Source organism: Peptoclostridium acidaminophilum DSM 3953, from assembly GCF_000597865.1.
Lineage (GTDB): Bacteria > Bacillota > Clostridia > Peptostreptococcales > Peptostreptococcaceae > Peptoclostridium_A > Peptoclostridium_A acidaminophilum.
Genome location: NZ_CP007452.1, coordinates 2,165,303 through 2,187,793, shown reverse-complemented (window position 1 = coordinate 2,187,793; position 22,491 = coordinate 2,165,303). Strand labels below are relative to the sequence as shown.

The window sequence follows — 22,491 nt, the reverse complement described above, 5'->3', positions numbered from 1 at the left end:
GGGAAAAATGACTGAATTATTAGCTCCAGCAGGAAGCATGGAAGCTTTAAAAGCGGCAATTTCCAATGGGTGTGATGCCATATACTTAGGAACTCAAAAATTTGGCGCACGTGCATACTCATCTAATTTTGATTTAGAATCGTTAAAAGAGGCTGTTACGTATGCGCACCTGAGGAATGTCAAAATCTATGTTACAATGAATACCATCGTTTTCGAAAACGAAGTTGAAGAGATGAAAGAGCAGGTGGACGAATTAAATGAAATCGGTGTCGATGGAATTATCGTCCAGGATCTGGCTGCTTTCGATTATATAGTTAATAACTTTCTTGATATGGAAGCACATTGTTCAACTCAAATGGGAATAGACGATTTAGACGGAACTTTATTATTTAAAGAACTTGGTGCTAAAAGAGTCGTTCTGTCCCGTGAGGTTGAGATTGAAAAAGTAAAAGAGATAAAAAGAATAGCTAAAATACCTTTAGAAATTTTTGTTCACGGCGCTCTATGTGTATCTTATTCTGGAAACTGTCTGATGTCTGGATTAATCGGCTATCGAAGCGGAAATCGCGGAAGATGTGTTGGTTCATGCCGTAAGGAGTATGAACTAATTGATAAGACAACAGATACATCTTTAGGGAAAAACTATATTCTATCTACTAAGGACTTAAACACAATCGATTATATCAATGATTTAAAAGAAATTGATTCTTTAAAAATAGAAGGTCGAATGAAAGAGCCTGCGTATGTTGCTAATGCTGTATCAAAATATCGCAGGGCCTTAGATAACAAAATAACCGAAGAAGATAAAGAAAATCTGAGCAAAACATTCAATAGAACCTTTACTAAGGGATATGTGTTTCACGAAGATATAAAAGATATTACAAACACCTTAAGACCTAATAATGCTGGTTATGAAATTGGTAGAATCAGCAAGATTGTTAAAGACATGTATGAAATAACTCTTACACGTCCTTTAAATCAAAACGATATAATCAGAATAAGTCATAACAATGAAGATGTTGTTTTAACTGTTGTAAAACTGTACGATAAAGCTGGCAATTTAATCAACAAAGCAGATGATGTCTGCTATATCAAAATCAAAGAAAAGATATCTAAGGGTGATTTAGTATATATAACGAAGGATAATTTCTATTACAAAGAGTTAGAGTCATCACTGGAAAAAGAATTTAAACGCTTTAACCTAGATATTAGAGTGTATGCATATCCAGATTCAAAGCTTATCATAGATGCGGAAGGCTTAGGCTTTAATTATTTATATGAAAGCGAGGAAATACTAGGCGAAGCAATTAATAATCCAACTACAAAAGAACAGGTAATAAAGCAATTTTCAAGATTAAATGATACTATATTCGAACTTAATCATGTAGATTTTAAGGAATGCAATGCATTTATTCCAGCCAAACTGCTAAATGCAGCAAGAAGAGATATTGTACAGGGCTTATATGACTTAAAGCTTAACAGCCAAAAGAAAAGAATCAAAGCTGTGAATGCAAAAGAAAAAATAAGCTTTGCCCCCAAAACACCATATCTTACGGTCTCTGTAACTACTAAGGAACAGTATGATGCTTGCATGAGCTGTGGAATTAAGGAAATCTATTTTGAAAACGTGGTTAGAAGAAACCAGAACGATTATAAGGAAAAAGAAGGGCAGCTGTTAATCGGAGGATATGGCGGAATTTACCACTACAGAAAAACTAATCCTTTTGTTACGGACTATTCTCTAAATGTTGTTAATTCTACTAGCTGCTATGAATTATATAGATTAGGCGCGAAACGAGTAACTTTATCTTATGAATTGAATAAGAGACAAATTGAAGATTTAATTAATGCCTATTATGAAGAAAATGACGGCTATCCTGCACTGGAAATGATTGTGTATGGCAAGGCTCCTTTGATGTTTACAAAATATTGTCCGCTGAAAAAAATGAATCAGTGCGGTATTTGCAAAACGAGGAGCCATGAGTTAAAAGATGAGCACGGAACCTTCCCTATCATTTCTCATGATGATTGTACAACGACTATCCTTAATGGGAAGACGCTTAATCTTTTAGATGAGGTGCAAAGCATAAAAGGAATCGAGGCATTCAGATTAAACTTCACAGTTGAATCAAAAGATCAGGTTGTGAAAACCATTAACGAGGCCTTAAGCAAATTAAATGGCTCAATGAATAAAGCTGTCTTTAATAAGGAAACAGACACAAGAGGACATTTTAATAAAGAGATTTTGTAGGGAAATCCCAGTTCAAATCTGGGTGTCGCCTCCAAGAATTAAATCCCCAAACCCATTGAAATCAATGGATTTGGGGATTTTTTTATAGCAGTTTCCAATGGAATGGCTACTGTCTTGCATTTTCAAGAGCATTTTTCACGGCATCTTTAATTCCAATTGAAGAATAGGTAGCTCCACTCACAACGTCTATATCAGTGCTCTGGGACTGTATTATCCTCTCAGGTATTTCTGAATTGGCTCTGTCAAACCACGGTTTATCATCACGGGTCTGTGTAACTTCAATAGATGTGATCATCTGATCTTTTACTGTCACTTGAGCCACAGTGCTGCCTTTGAAGCCGTACCCTTCTCCAGTATAGGTGCCGTCAGCGATTCCCTGCGCATCGGAAAAAGTGTCGCCGCTGCCTTGAGCTGAACTGGACTCGCTTGAACTTGGAGCAGTGACTTCCTCTGAGACATCTTCTTTCCCGCCGAAAAACTTGTAAGCGGCAAAAGACCCAAACAGCACAAGTGCTGACAATGCAATTGCCATATATTTTCTCTTTTCATTTTTATCGGTGTTCATCTTTCCAAATGATAGAGCCCCTTTGACAGGACAGGCTGAAATGCACTGGAAGCAGTTTATGCACTGGGGTGATCGCAGATTTGTTGCTTTTGAAACTCTTATGTTCATTGGACATGCCTTATCGCACTTTTGGCAATTCACACATAAGGACTGGTCCCTTTTTATAGTGAATATTCTAAGGCTCCCCATCAGGCCATATCTGGCACCTTCAGAACAAAGGTAGTTGCAAAAAGGCCTTTCGAAAAGCAGTGAAACTATTAGAAAAAACGCCATGACTGATATTGCTGCAAATCCGGCAATGTTTCCAACTAGCATATTCGAGAAATTAGCACGTGGGTCAAAAGTCATCAAGCTAAATACAAAGTCGGAACCAATTAAGAGTACAATGGCAAGCAGAACATATCTGCTAAAAACAAGAATGATTTGAAGTGATGATGGCATTTTTCTCTTCTTAATTCCCAAAAGGCTTCCGAACTTGCTGAAAAGATCCTGCATGAAGCCATACGGACATATCCAGCCGCAGTAAAAGGCTCCGGAAAACACTGTTAGAGCTGCAATGGCAATCATGGCGATTTTGAAGTTTATGAAGAATGAGGTGACAGTCAGAATAAGGCATATGCCCTGGACTGTAAAACGTAATTTTTGAATTTTTTTCAATGGAAAACTCCTTTCATAATATATACAGTGGCTGCTAAATTCATTTTTATTAAACGCTTGCAGGAAATTTAAACATTAAAAATAACTGAAACTTATACTTGATTATAATTTATAATTTATCACAAAATTGTTTTGAAAATGTGTTCAAACTGTGAAAAAAACATTCAAAAAAATGAGCATGAAGAATTTGATAAGAGAATTGTTAGTGTATCGAGAGCATAAAAACACGGCTTGGAATCTTTAAATTAGGGGATTGAAGCCATTTTGGGTATATAAATCACGAGGTGGTAGCAGTGAAAAGCCATGTGACTATAAGATTCTACGGAGAACTGAACGACTTTCTGGATGCGGAAGACAGGCAATGCGACATAGACAGCTATTTTTACGGGATACGGTCTGTAAAAGATCTCATAGAGAGCTTCAGCGTGCCGCATGTGGAAGTCGACCTCATTCTTGTAAACGGCGACTCGGCCGGATTCGAGCGTATTGTCGGCGACCGCGACCGGGTGAGCGTGTACCCAAGATTTTGCAATATTGAAATAGATGGAATCAAGAAGATACATAGGAGCGAGCAGGGAGGAAGCAGATTCGTGCTCGATGTGCATCTTGGGACGCTTGCGCGCTATCTTAGGCTCCTTGGATTTGATGCGGACTACGACTCTCTACGTGATGATCCTGAGATTGCCCGTATTGCGCATGAAGAGGACAGGATACTCCTTACAAGGGACAGAAGGCTGCTTATGAGAAATAGCGTCGAAAGGGGACGTATAATAAGGAACAAGTATCCGCTGCTGCAGGTCGCTGAGGTGCTCGAACATTTTGGACTTTGCAGCGATATAAAGCCCTTTACTCGCTGCATACAGTGCAACGGAATCATAGAGCCTATAACGTTGGATTCGCAGGAATACAAGGATATTGAAGGCCAAATCCCGCCTGGCGTAAAGTCATGGTGCAAGGAGTACCAGCGCTGCAGGGGTTGCGGGAAGATATACTGGAGAGGAAGCCACTATGACAACATGGCACGGCTCGTGGACATAATTATAGAGAGGTGCTCAAAAAGCCGCGGAATCTGAAAAGATTTTTGCGGCTTTTGCTATTATATTCCCAAAAGCGTAACTCAAGTTACAACCATAAGGCCAGTATGATAATATAATTAACTCACAAGTTGAAAGTGAAATTTTAAAAATATAATTAATGAAAGCGGAGGTATATATATTATGGGTATGTTTTGTTATCAGTGCCAGGAAGCTGCTGGCTGCAAAGGTTGTACATCAAGAGGAGTATGCGGAAAGACTGAGGATGTGGCTAAGGCTCAGGACCTGCTTGTATATGTGGCCAAGGGAGTGTCGGTATACAGCGACATGGCAAGGAAAGCGGGCATAATAGACAAGGCGGCTGACAAGTATGTTATGAACAGCCTGTTCGCTACTATAACAAATGCGAATTTCGACAGAGAAGGCATAATAAACAGAGTAAGGGAAGGACTTGCGCTTAAGGAGTCTCTAAGAAGCAAGCTTGAGGCGGCAGGCAAGCTTCCATCAGCTAGCGCCGAGGGCCTTTTCGACAAGCTCAAAAGACTTATCGGAATGGAGTCGCAGGGCGTTTCGCTTCCTGACGCGGCGGTATGGTTCGCTTCAAGCGTGACTGATTTCGACAGCAAGGCTGAAAAGGTGGGCGTTCTCGCAACTGAAAACGAAGACATAAGATCGCTAAGAGAGCTGCTTGTATACGGAATAAAGGGAATGGCTGCCTACATGCACCATGCGATGAACCTGGGATACGACAGCGACGATATTCACGGCTTCATGCACAAGGCTCTTGCGGCTACGCTTGACGATACGCTTTCTGCAGACGACCTTGTAGGTATAATCATGGAGGCTGGAAAATTCGGCGTGGATGCAATGGCGCTGCTTGATTCTGCCAACACGTCAACATACGGAAACCCTGAAATAACAAAGGTAAACATAGGCACAAGAAACAATCCTGGAATACTAGTGAGCGGACACGACCTCAAGGATTTCGAGGAGCTGCTCAAGCAGACAGCAGGCACAGGCGTGGACGTATATACCCACAGTGAAATGCTTCCTGCCAACTATTATCCTGCATTCAAGAAATACGACCACTTTGTAGGAAACTATGGAAATGCATGGTGGAAGCAGGACAGCGAATTTGAAAGCTTCAACGGTCCTATACTTATGACTACAAACTGCATAGTGCCTCCTAAGGATTCATACAAGGGCAGGCTATACACTACAGGCGTTACAGGATTCAGCGGCGTAAAACACATTGAAGACGGCAAGAATGGCCAGCCTAAGGACTTCTCAGCCTTGATAGAGCAAGCGAAGAAATGCGCTGCGCCTGTTGAAATAGAAAAGGGAGAGATAATAGGCGGATTCGCTCACAATCAGGTAATGGCTCTTGCAGACAAGGTGGTTGACGCGGTAAAATCAGGCGCAATAAAGAGATTCTTTGTAATGGCGGGCTGTGACGGAAGAGCTAAGAGCAGAAACTACTATACGGAATTTGCGGAGAAGCTTCCAAAGGACGCAGTGATACTAACAGCAGGCTGCGCCAAGTACAAGTACAACAAGCTTAATCTGGGAGACATAGGCGGAATACCAAGAGTTCTGGATGCAGGGCAGTGCAACGACTCTTATTCGCTGGCAGTAATAGCGCTTAAACTAAAAGAGGCGTTCGGACTTGAGGATATCAACGAACTTCCTATATCATACAACATAGCTTGGTACGAGCAGAAGGCCGTTATAGTTCTGCTGGCACTGCTTCACCTTGGAGTGAAAAACATTCACCTTGGACCTACACTTCCTGCGTTCCTGTCGCCGAACGTAGCCAACATACTTGTGGAGACATTCGGAATAGGCGGAATAGGCAGCGTGGACGAAGACATAAAGATGTTCATGGGAGAGTAACACGATACTAACTATAAATTTAAAAGATTACAGACCACAAAACCCCCGGCATTATTACGCCGGGGGTTTTGCCATACTTAAAAATTATAACCTAATATCCATGTTGCTAAAGCCTTTTAAGGGCACGCCCTGCAAATGTAGCATCGCGCTGTCGGCATTCGCTACAGCTCAGGCTCCTCTATAAGCTTGCCCTGCACATATCTGTGGAGTATATGCCTGTCGTCTCCGACATATATGAATCTCTCAAGCCTTTGCTCGATAGTGTAGCCAAGGGTGCTCAGCTCCGAGTCGTCTATCACGAGGGCGTCGAAATCATAGCCCTTCTCGAAGCTGCCCACATTGCCAAAGAAGCTTCCTCCGCCCTTTGTGGCCATGTAGAAGGTCTCGGAATTAGAAAGGAATGATATCTGCTTTCCTGACTCCGCCCATAGCAGCTTTGAAATCTGTATGGCATAGACCATCGTCTTGAATATCGAGCATGTGTGGCCGCCGCTTATGTCTGAGCCAAGTGCCACGCGTATTCCTTCATCGAGGAATGTCCTGACAGGCATCATTCCACTGCCTACGTTCATGTTGGAGGTAGGGCAATGGACTGCAATGACGCCTCTTGAGCGCATTAGCTCTCTCTCCTGCTCGTCTGAATAGACACAGTGGGCCATGAGCGTAGGAGTCTGTCCGAAAAGCTTGTATTTGTCGTAGACATCTCCGTAACAGCTTGAATCCGGATGGAGCTCCTTGACCCATTCTATTTCGCCCTTGTTTTCAGAAAGGTGGGACTGCACGGGGGCGAAGTATTCGACTGCCAGCTCGCCAAGGCCTTCAAGAAGCCTGGCGCTGCAGCTTGGCACAAAGCGGGGCGTTATTATAGGTCTAACAAGACTGTCTTTGCCGGCACTGGCTTCGAGCAGTTCCCGGGTGTCTGCGAGCGAACCTTCGGCAGATTCGCGTATGGAATCAGGGCAGTTGCGGTCCATATTGACCTTGCCCACATAAGCGCCGAGCCCTGATTTCTCAAAGAGCTCCATAAGCTGCAGAGCTGCGCTCTTGTGGACCGTCGAATATACGGCAATCCTTGTGGTGCCCTGTTTCCATATCTCCCTTATGAACGCGGAGTAGACGCTGCGGGCGTACTCCTTATCCTTGAACCTGGACTCTTCGGGGAAGGTGTAGTTTTCAAGCCAGGGAAGCAGCTCCCTGTCCATTGCCATGCCAAGATTTCGAAACTGTGGGGCATGACAGTGCAGGTCGTTCATACCGGGTATTATGAGCTTGTCGCCGTAGTCGGTTATTTCAATTCCCGAGTAAATATCGGGAAGCGATTCGTATACGCCCTCAACCTTGCCATCGCGCATTACAAGGAATCCCTGCTCCGTTATATTGAAGCCCTCAGGCACAGAGGTGAATATTATATTTCCCTTTATTATTTTTATAGAATTTGAGTTATTCATCTGGATTCTCCTTGTGACTCAAGCTTCAGAGTATAATACGACTAGACAGGCTATGAGCCCGAGTCTCTCATGCATATTCATATAGATAATATACCACAGAATAGTTATAAAGCTCAGCTTTGTTAAAAAATAAGAAAAATTGCAGTGAAAAATAAAATGATATGGTATGATTTTATATGACGATACAATATTGTAAAAGAGCCAGCAAAGATAGTAACAGATTACATATGCGCGAATGAATACACAGAAAAAGAGTGTGATTTGAGCACGAAGGAAGGGCTTGCAATGGATATAGATTCGAAATACATAGAGGAGCTTCAGGAGCAAAAGGCCATGACATGGCTTCTGGGTGAAGTCATAAAGATATCCTCAAATATTGACTCGTTCATAGGGCTCATGGAGGTTACAACAGACATGCTAATGGGTGTCATGGGTCTTGACACATGCACAATCTGGATGAAAAGCGACAACGGCTTTAAATCATACTCAAGGGGCATACAAAATGAGAACAGATTTTTATCGGAGGAATCGAGTGATTTCCCAACGCACATAATCCATGTCAAGGACACCTGCGTATTCGATACAAAAGATGAGCAGCACTGGTTCATACAGGGTAAAAGCACAAAGTCGGTGCTCCTGTCGCCGCTTAATGATTTCAAGAACAAGGAAAGAGTAGGGATTATAATTGCAGAGCATAGTGCTGAAAACTATTTTACAAATTCAAAAATTGACTTTTTCGGCTCACTCTCGATTCAAATATCCATAGCGTCTGAGAATGCAAAGCATTTTGAAGAGGAGAGGAGAAAAGCGCAGGAAGAAGTAAGAGCGAAGAACGAGCAGATAGTTGAAAGCGTCCACTATGCAAGCATGATACAAAACTCCCTGCTGCCTGATATGTCATTTATAAAAAAACATGCGGATGACGCTTTTGCAATATGGAAGCCCAAGGACATAGTGGGGGGCGATTTCTATTGGTTTGCACCCACACGCAAGGGCTTTTGCGCTGTGCTCATGGATTGCACGGGACACGGCGTGGCCGGAGCATTCATGACAATCGCCTTAAACCAGATGATATCAAGAGCTTTCGAGGATTCCGGGCATGGGAGCGCCAGTGAAATACTCAATAAAATAAACGCAATGGTAAAGGACACATTCTACAAATTCAACAAATACGACAACCTTCACGCAGGGCTCGACATGGGACTTTGCATGTTCGACCAGGAGTCCAGGAGACTGACATACTCGGGAGCGCGCATGTCGCTGTTCAGTCACAGCCAGGGAATCACAAGGGAGCTGCGGGGAGCAAACAAAAGCCTTGGATACAGTGAGAGGAAGAAAAAAGAGCAGGAATTCGAGGATGCAGTGATTGATTATTTGCCGGGAGACGCGTTCTACATGACGACAGACGGTTTTTTAGATCAGAACGGATATGAGGACATCCATCCGTTTGGAGCCGAAAGATTCGTCGAAGCGATAGACGCTGTGGCAAAATATGATTTTGAAAAGCAAAGAAGCGAGATGATTAAGCGTTTTTCGGCGCACAAGGGCTGCGAGGTGCAGCGTGACGATGTCACTGTGTTTGCAGTAAAGCCTTTATAGCAATGCTGCAAATGCTAAAAATACAATTAGAGAGGTACGCTCTATGATAAAAGAAAAGATGAATTCAATGGTCAAGGAACTGAGTGAAAGCGGAGTAGTCATAAGCTTTAACGGCTCGTTTACACAGAATATAATCGAAGACATAGGCGAAGCTATAAAAAAATACATAGAAAAGGATATGAGTGGCCAGGAAGACAATGAAAGTGTGAGCTATAACGTGTTTTCAATATATATCGAGCAGTCGCAAAACATAAAAAACTACATTCAAAAGAAAGTAGAACGCGAAAGCGATGCCGAGTTCTTCAAGGCGGCTTTTGAAAGCATAGTCGTAATAGGCAAGGAGGAAAGCGGTTACTACATATGCTCAGGGAATGTACTTAGCAATGAAGACAGGGAGCACCTAAAGGAGAGCATAGATCATATCAATTCGCTCGATAGAGCAGAACTCAAAAAATTCTATAAGGAAAGGCTGAGATCAGGAAGCGTAGACGGCTTTGGGGCAGGTCTGGGACTTATTGAGATGGCAAGACGATCAAGCCGGAAGCTCGAATATATGTTCATAGAAAGAGATGAAAGATACTCTTTTTTCACATTGAAGGCAGTAGTTTCCTAAAGGACGCGCAAAAACGATATGAAGGTGGAGAATATGAGCAAAAACACAAAGGCTCTTTTCAAGGAAGAACTTGAAAAGCTGCAAAAGGCCCAGGCGATATGCAACGACCATAAAAACAATGCAAACGAGCTGATTGACGAATTCCGGGAGCTGGTGGCTGTTTTTGAGCGCAACCTCAAAACAACAATCAAGCTCACAAGCATAAGCGATGGACAGCAGGTGTATTTAAAAGAAGTGCAGGCTGAGCTGGCCAGGGAGATAGAAGAGAGAAAGCGACAGCAGGAGCTGCTTGAATACTACGCATTCACTGACATGATGACTGGAGTGCCCAACAGAATAAACGGATTCATGGCTCTTGACAGGGAGCTCAAGAGACTGCAAAATGAAGATACATATTTTTCGATATGCTTTATAGACATAGACGGCCTCAAGAGCATCAATGACGGCTACGGACATATAGAGGGCGACTTCATAATTAGAACATTTGCAGACGTAATAAAAGAGTCCATAGGTGAAGCCGATGTTATAAGCCGCATAGGTGGAGATGAATTTTTGCTCCTGCTGCCCGAGAAAACCAAATCTGAGTCGGAAGCCGTGATTAAGACGGTATTTGAAAAAATCGAGAGCTTCAACAGTCTTCAAACCAAGCCATACGATATAGGTTTTAGTTATGGGATAATGGAAATCAATAGGGAGCTGGGAATGGACTGTACGGACAAGATTATAAGCGCTGCCGATAGTCTTATGTACAGGAACAAGACCCTCAAGAAGGAAATAGGTTTGTGTGAATAAAAAGATAATCGGAGGAATATATGTTTGATATTTGCATAGAAAAAACAAAGTCATCGCCACAAGTGAGCTATGACAATGAATTGAACGTGCTGAATATAGAAGGAGAGTCATATCCTGAGAATGCATTCAAATTCTATGAGCCGCTGTTTGGCTGGATGGATGAATATTTCAAGGCTGAAGGCAGACGGCTGCAGGTGGACATAGGCCTTGTATACCTCAACACGAGCAGCATAAAGTGCATTATGGATATGATATACAGGCTTGAGCAGGAATCGTGCAAAGGACACAACATAGCAGTCAACTGGTATTACGACAAAAGAAACAGGAACATAAAGGAGTGCGGAATCGAGCTGCAGGAAGACCTGGAATCGGAAATGGCATTCAATATAATTGAGGTGCAGGCGCAAGAATAATTGCGGCTTTTCATTTGCATCTGACGCGTATATACTGACAAAAAGGCTGCTTATGTATGAAAGTTTGAAGAAAACCTTCTATGCATAAGCAGCCTTTTGTTTTAAACCAGATATATAAACAAGCCTATAAAATGGAGCGCACTTCCGGCAAGCACGAAGAAGTGCCATATGGCGTGGCTGTAGGGTATTTTCTTGGCAGAATAGAATATGGTGCCAAGAGTATATACCAGCCCGCCTGCCAGCAGCCACAGGAAGAAGCCCAGCGGAACCGTCTGGAGCATTGGCTTCACGGCTATCACAACAATCCATCCCATGGCTACATACATGGCCACCGACACCATCTTGAGACGATCCAGCTTGTTGTAAGTGCAGATTTTGAAAACAATCCCTAAAATGGCTATCACCCACACGCTTGTAAGTATGCCGATTCGCCAGGCCCCTTCAAGTGCCAGGAGTGCGACTGGAGTGTAGGTTCCGGCTATGAACAGGTATATAGAAGAATGGTCGAACAACCTGAATAGTCGCTTGAGCTTTTCCTTTTGGAAGCTGTGGTAGAGCGTGGACGACAGATAAAGGAGTATGGAGCATAAGCCGTATATACTGAATGCGACTATTGAAACTGCGCTCTTTTGCCATATAGAGTATATTAGAAGTATGGTGAGGGCGACAATACTAAAGAGCACTCCTATTCCGTGCGTGATGCTGTTTGCTATTTCCTCTCTTTTGGAATAATCCATAATATCACCTCATTCATAATTTTTTTCCTTACAATATCAATGATATCAGATATCGCTGGATAATGCAGGCAAATAATAGTTTACTCATCACGATTTTTTTGTGATACAATAGATTAGTTGACCGCATAGCATGCGATAGATGTGCAGGCTTTTTGTACGTTTATTATATTTTGAAAGAGAATAAGGTCGAAATAACATATAAAAGAGGTAGTCAAAATAATGAAATTGGATTTTAAAGCGCTTGGCATAGGGGCCGAGCTTAATGAAGCACTTTTGCAAAACGGAATTACAGAGCCTATGCCTGTTCAGGAACAGGCAATACCGGCGATACTTCAAAGCGACGACGTTATAGCGCAGGCGCAGACAGGAACAGGAAAGACGCTTGCATTTTTGCTGCCAATAATGGAGATGACAGATACGCACAGCCGAGATGTGCAGTCTCTTATAGTTGCGCCAACACGGGAGCTTGCAATACAGATAACAGCAGAGGCAAAAAAGCTGGCGGAGGCCAAAGGGGTAAGCATACTTTCCGTTTACGGAGGGCAGGACGTCGAGCAGCAGCTTAGAAAGCTCAAAAACGGAGTCCACATGGTAATAGCAACTCCGGGAAGATTGCTTGACCACATAAGAAGAAAAAGCATAAACCTTAAAAAGCTCAGGATGCTTGTGCTTGACGAGGCTGACGAGATGCTCAACATGGGATTCCTAAGCGACGTCGAGGCTGTGATACATCAGACGCCAAAGGACAGACAAACCCTCCTTTTCTCGGCCACAATGCCAAAGGACATACGCGCATTGGCTTCGAGGTATATGAATTCTCCGGCTCACATAAAGGTACAGGGAAGCGGAGTGACTTTGGATGGAATAACTCAGCTTGTAATCGAAACTACAGACAGGGGAAAACAGGAGGCGCTTCTGAAGATAATCGAAGAGCATAGGCCCTTCATGTCAATAATATTCTGCCGCACAAAGCACCGCGCAAAGGCGCTCAACGAGCTGCTTAGCAGCAAGGGCTTCAGCTGCGACGAGTTGCACGGAGACATAACGCAGGCCAAGCGCGAGAAGGTAATGAAGGAGTTCAGGAAAACCAGGCTTCAGTTTCTTGTTGCTACGGATGTAGCCGCAAGAGGTCTTGATGTTGAAGGCATGACACATGTGTTCAACTACGACATGCCTTTTGACGCCGAAAACTACATCCACAGGATAGGACGTACCGGCCGTGCGGGACAGACTGGAGTAGCCGTAACATTTGCAACTCCAAGGGACGCTCAGACGCTTGCTCTTATCGAAAATGAGATAAAAATGGTCATCAAAAAGCGCAGAATGACTGACGATAAGGATATGAATTCTAAGAAAAAGGGTTCGGGAGTAAGAGGTGAGGCTTTTGTGAAACGCGAAGGCCATAAGGAAAGACACGGAGAATCCGCGCCAAGGGGCAGCAAAAGAGGCGGACAAGGCGATTCGTCCAGATTTGGCAAGCCAGGGAAAAAAGAGGGCGTCTTCAGCCCAAGAAACTCATCTGGCCAAAATTCCGGCAACTCAAGAGGATCAAGCTATTCAAGGGGAACAAGTGCTTCGAGAGAAGCAGGGCCTTCAAGGGGAGCAAGCGCTTCAAGAGGACAGAGCTCTTCAAGGGGACAAGGCTCTTCAAGAGGCAGACAGGGCAGATAGCAATAAGGCATTCAATTGAATATAGGCGTCTTCAGCAAACAGGCGAAATCTGCCGTCTGCTGAGGGCGCCTTTTTCAATATGTTCGGCAAAATGATTGTTTCCAGCGCATAAGTGGGTATCATATCCCAAAATGGAATGCGAGGAGACACATATGGCAGAAAGACTCAGAAAAATAATAGATGCAGCTTGCGCAAGGGAGAAGGCGCAGCTGGTGCTCAAAAACTGCAAAATAGTGTGCGTTTTCACGGGAGAAATATTCGAAGGCGACATAGCAATAGAAGATGGCGTTATTGCGGGAATAGGAAGCTATGAAGGCATTGACGAGATTGATTTTCAGGGCATGTACGCTGCTCCGGGACTCATAGACAGCCACGTGCACATAGAGTCGTCAATGCTCACGCCTTCGGGGTTTGCGACAGCGGTTGTTCCCTGTGGAACCACAGCTGTCATTGCAGATCCGCACGAGATAGCGAATGTGTGCGGAGCAGAGGGCGTAAGGTATATGCTGGAGGATGGAAAAAATGCGCCGCTCGACATATATATTATGGCGCCATCCTGCGTTCCGGCAACTTCCTTTGAGGATTCAGGGGCGGTTCTTGGAAGCAGGGAGCTTTTAGAAATCGCAGGATATGAGAATATCCTGGGACTCGGCGAGGTCATGGATTTTCCTGCGGTGACATGTGCAGACGAGGAGATGCTAAGAAAGCTCGAGCTCTTCAAGTGCAAGGTAATAGACGGCCATAGCCCTGGACTTTCAGGGAGCGCTCTTAACGCTTATATAGCGGCGGGTGTCAGAACGGACCACGAGTGCTCGAGCGCAGACGAGATGAAAGAGAGGCTCAGGCTGGGAATGTACGTCCACATAAGGGAGGGCTCGGCCGCCAGGAATCTGGGGGTGCTGATAAAGGGCGTGAATCCGGGCAATATATCAAGATGTACCTTCTGCACGGATGACAAGCATCCCCACGAGCTGCTCGGGGAAGGGCACATAGACAGCATAATGAGAAAAGCGGTTGCTACTGGTTTCAACGCCGTGGATGCGATAAGGATGGCGACTATAAATGCTGCGCAGTGCTACGGCCTGAAGAATGCGGGCGCCATAGCCCCCGGCTTCAAGGCAGACATAGTGGCCTTTGCCGATTTGAAGGATTTCAGGGCGCACATGGTTTTCAAGGAGGGCAGGCTGGTGGCAAAGGCTGGCAAGGCGCTCTTTGAAGCCAGGTCAAGCATAGATGAAAGCATAAAGGGCAGAATGAATGTAGCGGACTTTTCAGAAGCTGATATTCAGATAGGGCTGGAGTCGGAGCACGTGAAGGTGATAAGGGTAATTCCAAACAGTCTCATTACGGAAACGGCGGTTAGGGATATCGAGCTGGAGGAAGGCTGTTTCAAATTCACCGGCGAAAGCGGCATACTCAAGCTGGCTGTGCTTGAAAGGCATAAAGGCAGCGGAATGATAGGACTGGGGCTCGTCGAGAATTTCGGTCTCAAAAATGCGGCAATAGGCAGCACGGTAGCTCACGACTCCCACAATCTGATAGTGATAGGCGACAGCGACAAGGACATCATGGCGGCGGCTAAAGAGCTCATACGCTGCGAAGGGGGTATAACAGTATTTTCGGCAGGAAGAGTCCTAAAGACTTTGCCGCTTCCGGTTGCAGGCCTAATGTCAGATCGGGGAATCCATGAAGTTGCAGCTGACCTTGCCGAGATGCTCAGGATTTGCAGGGAGCATGGAGTTGCAGAGGGTATGGATCCGTTCATGACGCTCTCGTTCCTGTCTCTGCCTGTAATACCGGAGTTGAAGCTTACGGCAAGAGGCCTGTTTGATGTGTCCAGGTTCGAATTCACATCAGTTGAAGACTAAGCCGCGAACTCTCGTGACTTTAGTAATTAAAGCTATTATAGTGACAAGCTCAAAAGCCTTTGCTAAGCGGAGGCTTTTCGAGCAGCAAGAATTTTTTAGATGATTAGAAAGGCAGGGATTGATTTGAGAGAAATACTTGAAATTATTTCATCTGTAATAGGCCTTACAGCCATGGCCATAATAATATGGGGAGTAGTAGTTGCAGTGGTAGGATTTTTGAAAAGTGAAATCGCCAGAAATACACCCGAGAACAATTTCAAAACAAGAAAGGAGATACGCCAGAACCTGGGAGGCTATCTGCTGCTGGGCCTTGAGGTGCTAATAGCTGCCGACATCATAGAGACCGTAGCAAATCCTACGACACAGGAAGTCCTCATACTTGCAAGCATAGTGGTAATGAGGACATTCATAAGCTACTTCCTTGATAAGGAAATAAAAGAATTGAAATAATTTTTACTCATAAATATTCACCGCAGATGTATAACTCAGACACACAACCATTGGGGATGCATTGCTGTATGCATATATACATGTTTAAAATGACATTATATTCATAATTCAATTGCGTCAAGTGGCAGGACGTCAATAAATGTAAACATAAGTATGTAAAATTGTTAAAAAATTTGATATCATTAAGCTGAGTGGAATCGTTAAAAAAATAGCTATCCATGACAAGAACAGGGATGAAAATACCTTAAAACGAGGTGAAGCAATGATTCAGGAGACTATGTACATACTAGAAGAAAAGTGTACAGGCTGCAACAAATGTATATCAGTATGCCCTGTACATGAAGCCAACATAGCATATTTCGACGAAAACAATCAAAACAAGGTCAAAGTGAATCAAGAGCAGTGCATTAACTGCGGCTCATGCATGAAGGCATGTACCCATGGCGCAAGAGTGTATGACGATGATATTGAAAGATTCTTCAGCGACCTTAAAGCAGGCAAGCCAATTTCGCTAATAGTAGCACCGGCCATAAGGGTAAACATGCCGGACTACAAGCAAACGTTTGCCTGGCTCAAAGGCCTGGGAGCCAGGGGGATATACGATGTTAGCTTCGGAGCCGACATAACCTCGTACGTACACCTTAAGCTCTATATGGAGAAAAACGTAAAGACGCTTCTGTCGCAGCCATGCCCAGCAATAGTCAATTTCATAGAAAAGCACCACCACGAGCTGCTGGAACAGCTTTCGCCTGTACACAGCCCTATGAGCTGCATGGCTATATACCTTAAAAAATATAGAAGCTGCAGCGACAGGATTGCATTCTTAAGCCCATGCATTGCAAAAATAAATGAAATACGTGACTCCAGAGGCCTCATAGAATACAACGTAACCTTCGGCAAGCTGGCTGAATACATAAAGCGCAACAACATAAACATCGGAAGATATGAAAAGAAGGACTGGCACAACGTCTCGCCTTCGCTGGGCGTTCTCTACTCCATGCAGGGAGGCTTAAGGGAGAACATAGAGGCGGAGGTAGAGGACGCCTGGATAAAGCAGATAGAGGGAATAGGACACGTATATGGCTATCTGAAGGACTACTGCAGAAACATAAAGCTGGGCCGCCCGGTACCTTTGCTTGTAGACGCGTTAAACTGCGAATACGGCTGCAACAAGGGAACTGCAACAGACAATGAGCTTACACTTGACGAGATGGATTATATATTCAAGGAGTTGAAGCGCAGCAAGATGAAGGCTCTTAAAAAGAGCCCGGGACTGTTTGGCAAAGGAAAATTCAAAAATCCACTCTATAACGGCTTTGAAAAGGAGCTTTCGTATCAGGATTTCCTTAGGACATACAGTAAAAAGTCTTTAAGGATATACAGCGAGCCATCAGCTGAAGAGTACAGCAGGGCATACGAACTTATGCTAAAGGACGGTGAAGCCGACAGAAAGATTGACTGCAATGCCTGCGGCTACGGAAAATGCCGCGAGATGGCAAAGGCCGTGCATTACGGATTAAATGTACCTCAAAACTGCATATCCTTCAACAAGAGGGCGGTAGATCTTGAAAAAGAGCTGAACTACAAGCAGGATGAACTCCTGGCGACAATGACAGAAATAGAGCAGCTAAACATTGAAAAGGAGGCCAGCTACAATAGCCTCAAAGAGAATGTTAATTTTATAATTGACTCTATAAACGAGGTTTACAAGGGCAATGAGGACATATCGGAGAATGTTGAGACAATCTCGCTCAAGATAAAGGAGCTGCTCGATTCTGCGAGAATACTCAACTTAGACATGTGCACAATACAGGATAAGATACATGATTTCATACAAAGCTCCATACAGATAGTAAAGCTTGCAGACCAGACCAACATTGTGGCGCTTAATGCCGCGATTGAGGCCGCACGCGCAGGCGAGCAAGGCAGAGGGTTTGCTGTCGTGGCAGACGAGGTAAGAAATCTGGCTGGCAGTTCCAAAGAAATAGCATATCAGACTCAAAGCGAGGAGAATATAATACTCGAGCATATAGAGGCTGTAAACAAGGTTTCACAAGAGCTTGAGAGCAAGACGGACATGATAAACAGCGCAGTGCTCAACATAAGCGCGGCGCTTGAGGAGCTGGCCGCAAAGAACCAGGAGATTGCAAGCACTGCATCTGCCCTAGTCGAAAATACTTAAAAGTTCAAATAAACAGCAAGGCAAAAAAGCGCATGCTTCGATTGAAGAGTATGCGTTTTTTTGCGGCGCAAAATAAAAAGGTACAACTCTCACATCTCGAAAATGCAGGCAAGCCACGTGTGTGACATAGGGTAAATTAGGATATATAACTCTATAATCAGCTAAATTTGGAGGGAAATATGGTAAAGCTTTTAAAATATATAAGGCCCTACTGGAAATCAGCCTTGCTGGCGCCTATGCTCATGCTTGTCGAGGTTGTGGCAGACCTTTTGCAGCCAAGGCTGCTGGCAAGCATAGTAGACAAAGGTATAGCCTCAGGCGACATGGATTTGATACTCAGAACAGGTGCAGTCATGATAGGGATTGCCATTTTGGGATTTCTCGGAGGATTGGGCTGCATAGCGGCCTCAAGCCATGCGAGTCTGAACTTTGGAACCGACCTGCGCTCAGCGCTCTACAGGAAGATACAAAGCTTTTCATTTGAAAACATAGACAGCTTCCAGACAGCGACGCTCATAACGAGGCTTACAAACGATGTCACACAGATGCAGAACGTAGTAATGATGTCGCTGAGGATACTTGTCAGGGCACCTCTGCTTGCAGTAGGTGGCCTTGTAATGGCAATAGGCATAAATCCGGGACTCGCTCTCATAATGGGAGTGTCAATTCCAGTGCTTATAATGGCGCTGTCGGCCGTAATAAGAAAGGGCTTTCCGCTGTTTGCAAAGCTCCAACAGAAGCTGGACAATGTCAACCTCGTTACGAGAGAGAACCTGGTGGGAGTCAGGGTGGTAAAGGCCTTTGTAAGAGGGGCATTCGAGAGAGCTAGATTTGCAAATGCAAACGAGGAGCTCGTCGATGTGACAGTAAGGGCACTGAGGCTTATGGTGCTGACCATGCCTCTGATGATGCTAATAATGAACCTCAGCATAGCCGCTGTGCTGTGGTTTGGCGGAATACAGGTAAGGGGCGGAGCAATAAAGGTAGGGGAGATAATGGCTTTCATAAACTACATGACCCTTATACTGTTTTCACTGTTAATGGTAACCTTCGTCCTCATGATGTTTTCAAGGGCGAAGGCCTCGTCACTGAGAATAAGCGAAGTGCTCGAAACGAGGGAGGACATAGCTGAGATTGAAGGGGTGAGCAATGAACCGGTATCGGAAGGGGATATAGTTTTTGAAAACGTATCGTTCAGGTATGAAGGAGCCAGCGGCGACATGGTACTAAAGAATATATCCTTCGAAATAAAGTCCGGAGAGACGGTGGCAATACTCGGTTCGACAGGCTCAGGCAAGTCCACGCTTGTGAGCCTGATCCCAAGGCTTTATGACGTGACGGAGGGCAGCGTCACTGTGGACGGCAGAGACGTGCGCAGCATGCGGCTCGCAGCTCTGAGAGGAGGAATAAGCTTCGTACTCCAGGAATCGATATTATTTTCGGGCACCGTGGAGGAAAATATACGCTGGGGCAGGCGGGATGCCAGTATGGATGAGGTGATTGAGGCGGCAAAGGCTGCTCAGGCTCATGATTTCATAATGAATTTTGAAAACGGCTATGATACGGTGCTAGGGCAAAGAGGCGTCAACATATCAGGCGGCCAGAAGCAGCGCATATCCATTGCAAGAGCTCTCCTGAAAAAAGCGCCAATACTCATACTAGATGACAGCACAAGCGCCATCGACATGGGCACGGAATCAAGGATGCAAAACGCGCTAAGAGCCATGCTCAAGGACACCACCACCATAATAATAGCTCAACGAGTGAGCTCGGTTATCGACGCTGACAATATAATACTGCTCGAGGACGGGGCGATAGCGGGTCAGGGTACGCATGCTCAGCTTCTTTCAAGGAGCGAAATATATCAGGATATATGTAAATCTCAGCTTGGCGGGGAGGCGTGCGCAAATGGAGAATAGGCCAACGCAAAGACAGCAGCCAAGATTCGGAGGGGCTCACGGAGCCAGGGTTCCGGGGGAAAAGCCAAGGGACAGAAAGGCCGTCATAAAGAGGCTCTGGCCCTACATGTCAAGGAAAAGGGGCGCATTGGCGGCTTCTGTGCTGCTTGTTGCGCTCAGCTCGGTTATAATGCTTGCCGGACCCCTCCTGATAGGCATGGCAATCGACAAGTACATAATACCGGGAGACTATGGAGGCCTTCTTGTCATAACCTTGCTCATGGCTATGTTCTATATTCTGGGAGCGGCAGCAACATGGCTTCAGAACTATGTAATAATAGGCATGGCTCAGGACGCAGTTCGGAATATAAGACTAGATGTCTTTGACAGGCTTCAGGCGCTGCCTCTGAAATTCTTTGACAGCAGACAGCACGGAGACGTGATGAGCAGGCTGACAAACGATGTTGAAAATATAAGCAGCACACTCAACACGAGCATAACGCAGATAGCATCAAGCGTGCTCATGTTGGCAGGAACAATAGCCATGATGCTTTATCTGAGCCCATTGCTGACATTGCTGACACTGACGATAGTGCCGCTGATGCTTTATACAACCGAGGCCATAGCCAAAGCGACTAAGGAGCGCTTCCTCGAGCAGCAAAGGGCTATAGGGGAGCTCAACGGCTACATAGAGGAGAGCATATCCGGAATAAAGGCAGTGAAAGTGTTCACACGCGAGAGAGAAGGCCTCGAAGCGTTTGAAAAAGGGAACATCAGGCTCAGAGACTGCGCCATACCGGCTCAGATATTCTCGGGCGTAATTCCGCCGCTTATGAACCTTCTGAACAACATGGGATTTGCAATAGTGGCAGGAGCAGGAGGCTACATGGCAGTGAAGGGAACAATAACCGTGGGAGTCATAGCCAGCTTCATAAACTACTCAAGGCAATTTTCAAGGCCTCTCAACGAGCTGGCCAATCAGTTCAACACATTTCAGACAGCAATAGCGGGAGCGGAGCGGGTGTTTGAAATAGCGGACGAGCAGCCAGAGCCCAAGGACGCTCCGGACGCAATAAGGCTCGAGAACGTAAAGGGCGAAGTAATACTCGAGGGAGTGGCTTTTGGATATGAAGAGGGGCAAAGTGTGCTAAAGGATATAAGCATGCACGTGCCGCCGGGGCACTCGGTGGCGCTGGTAGGCCCGACGGGAGCAGGAAAGACGACCATAGTAAACTTGCTCACCCGCTTTTACGATGTCAGCGAGGGCAGAATACTAATAGACGGAATCGACATTAGAAATATAAGTCGCGACAGCCTCAGGTCGTCTCTGGGCATAGTGTTGCAGGACACATATTTGTTTTCAGGTACTGTAATGGACAACATAAGGTATGGAAGGCTTGATGCGACAGATGAGGAGGTCGAGCTGGCAGCAAGACTCTCAAACGCTCACTGCTTCATAAGAAGGCTGCCCCAGCGCTACGACACCATCCTCTCCGAGGACGGAAGCAATCTCAGCCAGGGACAAAAGCAGCTCATAGCCATAGCAAGGGCTGTACTGGCAGATCCGGCAATACTCATACTCGATGAGGCTACAAGCAGCGTGGATACTCGCACGGAGATGCACATACAGGAAGCTATGCTCAAGCTCATGGAAAATAGGACAAGCTTTGTAATAGCCCACAGGCTAAGCACAATAAAAAATGCCGATACAATACTCGTTATAAACGGCGGTGAAATAATAGAAAGCGGCCGCCATGAGGAGCTGTTGAGAAAGGGAGGCTTCTATTACAACCTCTACAACAGCCAGTTCAAGAGAGAATAGTGTACGAAGAGGAAACGTTTCAATTTCGATTTGTGCAGAGTCAGGTGGGACAAGCTTTGCAAATTCCAATTAAAAAAACCGGGTGAGAGAGTGATATTCAAAATATCCTCAGCACCCGGTTTTTAAGTGGATTTTTCTAAAGTAGAATATCTCGGCAGGGGTTACGATATTCATCTGCAGTCCTATTTTTCCGCCTTGAGCAGATCCCTGATTTCGCCAAGCAGGACTTCCTCGTTGCTTGGAGCAGGCGGAGCGGCAGGAGCCTCCTCCTGTTTCTTCTTCATTCTGGAGAGCATTTTAATGAACATGAAAATGGAGAACGCAATTATTATGAAGTCAACAATCGACTGTATGAAGGCCCCGTACCTGAGAGCGAGCTCTGGAATGTCCCCCTGTGCGGCCCTGAATACATACTTCAGATCCGTAAAATTAACACCACCCATTACAAGTCCAAGCAAAGGCATAAGCACATCATTCACAAACGATGCGACAATCTTGCCGAAAGCGCCGCCTATAACAACTGCAACAGCAAGGTCCACTACGTTCCCTTTAAGCGCAAAATCCCTGAATTCCTTGAGCATAACAGCACCTCCTAAAA

17 protein-coding genes are annotated in these 22,491 nt (G+C 45.0%); 13 read left to right on the top strand and 4 right to left on the bottom strand.

What is annotated here, in order from left to right; genetic code table 11:
- The first annotated feature begins 7 nt into the window (after nt 1–7).
- Nucleotides 8–2,251: a U32 family peptidase gene (locus EAL2_RS10665; protein WP_025436374.1), complete on the top strand. Its 2,244-nt coding sequence runs from the start codon at nt 8–10 to the stop codon at nt 2,249–2,251.
- 106 nt (nt 2,252–2,357) lie between these two features.
- On the opposite strand, the gene EAL2_RS10660 is transcribed toward EAL2_RS10665, so the two are convergent.
- A complete protein-coding gene (locus EAL2_RS10660) occupies nt 2,358–3,473 on the bottom strand; it encodes a 4Fe-4S binding protein (protein ID WP_025436373.1) in 1,116 nt (371 codons plus the stop codon).
- 284 nt (nt 3,474–3,757) lie between these two features.
- Here EAL2_RS10660 and EAL2_RS10655 point away from each other — a divergent pair, with 284 nt between their 5' ends.
- Together EAL2_RS10655 and hcp are read left to right on the top strand one after the other, a co-directional pair.
- On the top strand, nt 3,758–4,546 hold the full coding sequence (locus EAL2_RS10655) for a Mut7-C RNAse domain-containing protein (RefSeq protein WP_084481151.1): 789 nt from the start codon (nt 3,758–3,760) through the stop codon (nt 4,544–4,546).
- 144 nt (nt 4,547–4,690) lie between these two features.
- The gene (gene hcp, locus EAL2_RS10650) at nt 4,691–6,400 is read left to right on the top strand and encodes a hydroxylamine reductase (RefSeq protein ID WP_025436371.1); all 1,710 of its coding nucleotides are present in this window, start codon (nt 4,691–4,693) and stop codon (nt 6,398–6,400) included.
- Nucleotides 6,401–6,561: 161 nt separating this feature from the next.
- On the opposite strand, the gene guaD is transcribed toward hcp, so the two are convergent.
- Nucleotides 6,562–7,848 (bottom strand): guanine deaminase, encoded by a 1,287-nt coding sequence (guaD, locus tag EAL2_RS10645; protein ID WP_038602081.1) that lies wholly within the window; start codon nt 7,846–7,848, stop codon nt 6,562–6,564.
- Between the two features lie 261 nt (nt 7,849–8,109).
- Here guaD and EAL2_RS10640 point away from each other — a divergent pair, with 261 nt between their 5' ends.
- Genes EAL2_RS10640 through EAL2_RS10625 form a run of 4 tightly spaced genes read left to right on the top strand, consistent with a single transcriptional unit; the run spans nt 8,110 to nt 11,265 of the window.
- Entirely contained in the window at nt 8,110–9,447 is a 1,338-nt protein-coding gene (locus tag EAL2_RS10640; protein WP_025436369.1) for a SpoIIE family protein phosphatase, read from the top strand.
- A 43-nt stretch (nt 9,448–9,490) separates the two neighbouring features.
- Entirely contained in the window at nt 9,491–10,060 is a 570-nt protein-coding gene (locus EAL2_RS10635; RefSeq protein WP_025436368.1) for a SiaB family protein kinase, read from the top strand.
- A 33-nt stretch (nt 10,061–10,093) separates the two neighbouring features.
- Nucleotides 10,094–10,852 carry a GGDEF domain-containing protein gene (locus EAL2_RS10630; protein WP_025436367.1) on the top strand — a complete coding sequence of 253 codons (759 nt, stop codon included), beginning with the start codon at nt 10,094–10,096 and terminating at the stop codon, nt 10,850–10,852.
- Between the two features lie 20 nt (nt 10,853–10,872).
- A complete protein-coding gene (locus EAL2_RS10625) occupies nt 10,873–11,265 on the top strand; it encodes a DUF1987 domain-containing protein (protein ID WP_025436366.1) in 393 nt (130 codons plus the stop codon).
- 101 nt (nt 11,266–11,366) lie between these two features.
- Here EAL2_RS10625 and trhA read toward each other — a convergent pair whose 3' ends face one another.
- A complete protein-coding gene (trhA, locus tag EAL2_RS10620; RefSeq protein WP_025436365.1) occupies nt 11,367–12,002 on the bottom strand; it encodes a PAQR family membrane homeostasis protein TrhA in 636 nt (211 codons plus the stop codon).
- Between the two features lie 219 nt (nt 12,003–12,221).
- On the opposite strand from trhA, the gene EAL2_RS10615 reads away from it, so the two are divergent.
- The 6 genes from EAL2_RS10615 to EAL2_RS10590 all read left to right on the top strand — a co-directional run bounded on the left by EAL2_RS10615 (nt 12,222) and on the right by EAL2_RS10590 (nt 21,893).
- Nucleotides 12,222–13,673 carry a DEAD/DEAH box helicase gene (locus EAL2_RS10615; RefSeq protein WP_025436364.1) on the top strand — a complete coding sequence of 484 codons (1,452 nt, stop codon included), beginning with the start codon at nt 12,222–12,224 and terminating at the stop codon, nt 13,671–13,673.
- Nucleotides 13,674–13,825: 152 nt separating this feature from the next.
- Nucleotides 13,826–15,541 carry an adenine deaminase gene (ade, locus tag EAL2_RS10610; protein WP_025436363.1) on the top strand — a complete coding sequence of 572 codons (1,716 nt, stop codon included), beginning with the start codon at nt 13,826–13,828 and terminating at the stop codon, nt 15,539–15,541.
- Nucleotides 15,542–15,640: 99 nt separating this feature from the next.
- Nucleotides 15,641–15,991: a DUF1622 domain-containing protein gene (locus tag EAL2_RS10605; RefSeq protein WP_051489164.1), complete on the top strand. Its 351-nt coding sequence runs from the start codon at nt 15,641–15,643 to the stop codon at nt 15,989–15,991.
- 262 nt (nt 15,992–16,253) lie between these two features.
- Nucleotides 16,254–18,173 carry a [Fe-Fe] hydrogenase large subunit C-terminal domain-containing protein gene (locus EAL2_RS15845; protein ID WP_025436361.1) on the top strand — a complete coding sequence of 640 codons (1,920 nt, stop codon included), beginning with the start codon at nt 16,254–16,256 and terminating at the stop codon, nt 18,171–18,173.
- Between the two features lie 179 nt (nt 18,174–18,352).
- Nucleotides 18,353–20,092, top strand: a complete 1,740-nt coding sequence (locus EAL2_RS10595; protein ID WP_025436360.1) for an ABC transporter ATP-binding protein — start codon at nt 18,353–18,355, stop codon at nt 20,090–20,092.
- On the top strand, nt 20,082–21,893 hold the full coding sequence (locus tag EAL2_RS10590) for an ABC transporter ATP-binding protein (protein ID WP_025436359.1): 1,812 nt from the start codon (nt 20,082–20,084) through the stop codon (nt 21,891–21,893). The genes EAL2_RS10595 and EAL2_RS10590 overlap by 11 nt, the downstream gene beginning before the upstream one ends.
- Before the next feature lie 182 nt (nt 21,894–22,075).
- On the opposite strand, the gene mscL is transcribed toward EAL2_RS10590, so the two are convergent.
- Nucleotides 22,076–22,474 carry a large-conductance mechanosensitive channel protein MscL gene (gene mscL / locus EAL2_RS10585; RefSeq protein ID WP_025436358.1) on the bottom strand — a complete coding sequence of 133 codons (399 nt, stop codon included), beginning with the start codon at nt 22,472–22,474 and terminating at the stop codon, nt 22,076–22,078.
- Nucleotides 22,475–22,491: the final 17 nt, after the last annotated feature.

What these genes read in the sequence shown, in the direction of transcription:
- EAL2_RS10665 (WP_025436374.1), top strand. Translation starts at nt 8, where the DNA reads ATGACTGAATTATTAGCTCCAGCAGGAAGCATGGAAGCTTTAAAAGCG.
- hcp (WP_025436371.1), top strand. Translation starts at nt 4,691, where the DNA reads ATGGGTATGTTTTGTTATCAGTGCCAGGAAGCTGCTGGCTGCAAAGGT.
- guaD (WP_038602081.1), bottom strand. Translation starts at nt 7,848, where the DNA reads ATGAATAACTCAAATTCTATAAAAATAATAAAGGGAAATATAATATTC.
- EAL2_RS10635 (WP_025436368.1), top strand. Translation starts at nt 9,491, where the DNA reads ATGATAAAAGAAAAGATGAATTCAATGGTCAAGGAACTGAGTGAAAGC.
- EAL2_RS10630 (WP_025436367.1), top strand. Translation starts at nt 10,094, where the DNA reads ATGAGCAAAAACACAAAGGCTCTTTTCAAGGAAGAACTTGAAAAGCTG.
- EAL2_RS10625 (WP_025436366.1), top strand. Translation starts at nt 10,873, where the DNA reads ATGTTTGATATTTGCATAGAAAAAACAAAGTCATCGCCACAAGTGAGC.
- trhA (WP_025436365.1), bottom strand. Translation starts at nt 12,002, where the DNA reads ATGGATTATTCCAAAAGAGAGGAAATAGCAAACAGCATCACGCACGGA.
- EAL2_RS10615 (WP_025436364.1), top strand. Translation starts at nt 12,222, where the DNA reads ATGAAATTGGATTTTAAAGCGCTTGGCATAGGGGCCGAGCTTAATGAA.
- ade (WP_025436363.1), top strand. Translation starts at nt 13,826, where the DNA reads ATGGCAGAAAGACTCAGAAAAATAATAGATGCAGCTTGCGCAAGGGAG.
- EAL2_RS10605 (WP_051489164.1), top strand. Translation starts at nt 15,641, where the DNA reads ATGATTAGAAAGGCAGGGATTGATTTGAGAGAAATACTTGAAATTATT.
- EAL2_RS15845 (WP_025436361.1), top strand. Translation starts at nt 16,254, where the DNA reads ATGATTCAGGAGACTATGTACATACTAGAAGAAAAGTGTACAGGCTGC.
- EAL2_RS10595 (WP_025436360.1), top strand. Translation starts at nt 18,353, where the DNA reads ATGGTAAAGCTTTTAAAATATATAAGGCCCTACTGGAAATCAGCCTTG.
- EAL2_RS10590 (WP_025436359.1), top strand. Translation starts at nt 20,082, where the DNA reads ATGGAGAATAGGCCAACGCAAAGACAGCAGCCAAGATTCGGAGGGGCT.
- mscL (WP_025436358.1), bottom strand. Translation starts at nt 22,474, where the DNA reads ATGCTCAAGGAATTCAGGGATTTTGCGCTTAAAGGGAACGTAGTGGAC.